Annotated in this window: 2 protein-coding genes; both read left to right on the top strand. The window is 38.3% G+C overall.

Annotation, left to right across the window (positions count from 1 at the left end; translation table 11 throughout):
• Positions 1–1,259: UDP-glucose dehydrogenase family protein (locus ACFOWA_RS20625; protein ID WP_378988943.1), on the top strand; the 1,259-nt coding region annotated here is incomplete at its 5' end.
• A gap of 2 nt (positions 1,260–1,261) precedes the next feature.
• Positions 1,262–2,190, top strand: a 929-nt coding sequence (locus ACFOWA_RS20630; RefSeq protein WP_378988945.1) for a UDP-glucuronic acid decarboxylase family protein, incomplete at its 3' end; no start/stop codon positions are given.

A 2,190-nucleotide genomic window follows, 5' to 3' on the forward strand; every position in this document is an offset into this window, starting at 1 on the left:
GTTTAGCAGAAACAGGTAATAACGTCATTTGTGTTGATATAAATGAAGCCAAAGTAAAAAAGATGCAGGATGGTCAGGTTCCGATTTACGAACCGGGGTTGGATTTGCTTTTCCATAGAAATATAGAACAAGGCAGGTTACACTTCACTACTAATCTTGCAGAGGCTATTGAAGAAGCTCAAATTATCTTTATGGCTTTGCCTACGCCTCCGGGTGGAGATGGTGCTGCTGATCTTTCTTATATTTTAGGTGCTGCCAAAGATATTTCGAAGATCATCAAAGGCTATAAAATTATCGTAAACAAATCTACTGTGCCGGTTGGTACTGCTGATAAGGTAAGGGCGGTTTTTAAAGAAAATACCGATATCGAAGTTGATGTGGTTTCAAACCCTGAATTTTTACGCGAAGGTGTTGCTGTAGAAGATTTTATGAAACCAGACCGTGTGGTGTTGGGTACAACAAGTGAGAGAGCTAAGAAATTAATGACCGAACTTTACGGCCCTTATGTTCGCCAGGGAAACCCGATTTTGTTTATGGATGAGCGTTCATCTGAATTGACAAAATATGCAGCTAACTCATTCCTGGCTACCAAAATCACTTTTATGAACGAGGTTGCTAACCTTTGCGAACTGGTTGGTGCTGATGTAGATGCTGTAAGAAGAGGTATTGGCTCTGATGAGCGTATCGGTAAACGTTTTCTTTTCCCTGGAATTGGTTACGGCGGTTCTTGCTTTCCTAAAGATGTTCAGGCATTGGTAATGGCTGCAGACGAAAACACGTATGATTTCCAGATTTTAAAATCGGTTATGGAAGTTAACGAACGCCAAAAAACAATTTTGGTTGATAAAGTTTTAAAGTACTATAAAAACGATATTGCCGGTAAACATTTTGCGCTTTGGGGATTGGCTTTCAAACCGGAAACGGATGACATACGCGAAGCACCAGCTTTATATATTATCGATGCATTGGTTAAACATGGTGCAACGGTAACCGTTTTTGACCCTGAAGGAATGACTAACGTAAAAAACATCATCGGTGATAAAGTTGTGTTTGCCGATAATCAATACGATGCTTTAAAAGATGCAGATGCACTTTTAATTGCAACAGAATGGTCGGTATTCCGTAACCCTGATTTCGAGAAAATAGAATCAATCCTTAAAAATAAAGTGATTTTTGATGGAAGAAACCTTTATGACCTTCAGAAAATGATAGATTTGGGATATTATTATAACAGTATTGGTCGTAAATTAATAGATTAAGCATGAGCACTAAAAGAATTTTAATTACCGGTGCAGCCGGATTTTTAGGCTCGCATCTTTGCGACCGTTTTATAAAAGAGGGTTATCATGTTATCGGTATGGATAATTTGATTACCGGAGATTTAACCAATATCGAACATTTGTTTCATTTGGAGAATTTCGAATTTTACAATCACGATGTTTCCAAATTCGTTCACATACCCGGAACTTTAGATTATATTTTACATTTTGCATCACCTGCAAGCCCGATAGATTATTTAAAAATCCCGATTCAAACTTTAAAGGTTGGCTCTTTAGGAACACATAATTTATTAGGTTTAGCCAGGGCAAAGGGAGCAAGAATGTTAATTGCATCTACTTCTGAAGTTTATGGCGACCCAAGTGTTAATCCTCAACCAGAAGAATATTGGGGTAACGTAAATCCGGTAGGGCCGAGAGGTGTTTATGATGAAGCAAAACGTTTTCAGGAAGCAATAACAATGGCTTACCATACTTTTCATGGTGTAGAAACGCGTATCATCCGTATTTTTAATACTTACGGACCAAGAATGCGTTTGAATGATGGAAGGGTTTTACCTGCATTTATTGGTCAGGCGTTAAGAGGTGAAGATTTGACTGTTTTCGGTGATGGTAGCCAAACTCGCTCGTTTTGTTATGTTGATGATTTAATTGAAGGCATTTACCGTTTATTGATGAGCGATTATGCTCAGCCGGTAAACATCGGCAACCCTGATGAAATCACCATCAAACAATTCTGTGAAGAGATTATTAAATTAACAGGTACATCACAAAAGATAGTTTACAGAGAACTTCCACAAGATGACCCAAAACAACGCCGCCCGGATATTACAAAGGCAAGGGCGCTTTTAAACTGGGAGCCTAAAGTTGGTAGGTCAGAAGGTTTAAAAATTACTTACGATTACTTTAAATC

Origin of the sequence: Pedobacter lithocola, from assembly GCF_042650845.1 — a bacterium.
Taxonomy (GTDB): Bacteria; Bacteroidota; Bacteroidia; order Sphingobacteriales; family Sphingobacteriaceae; genus Pedobacter; species Pedobacter lithocola.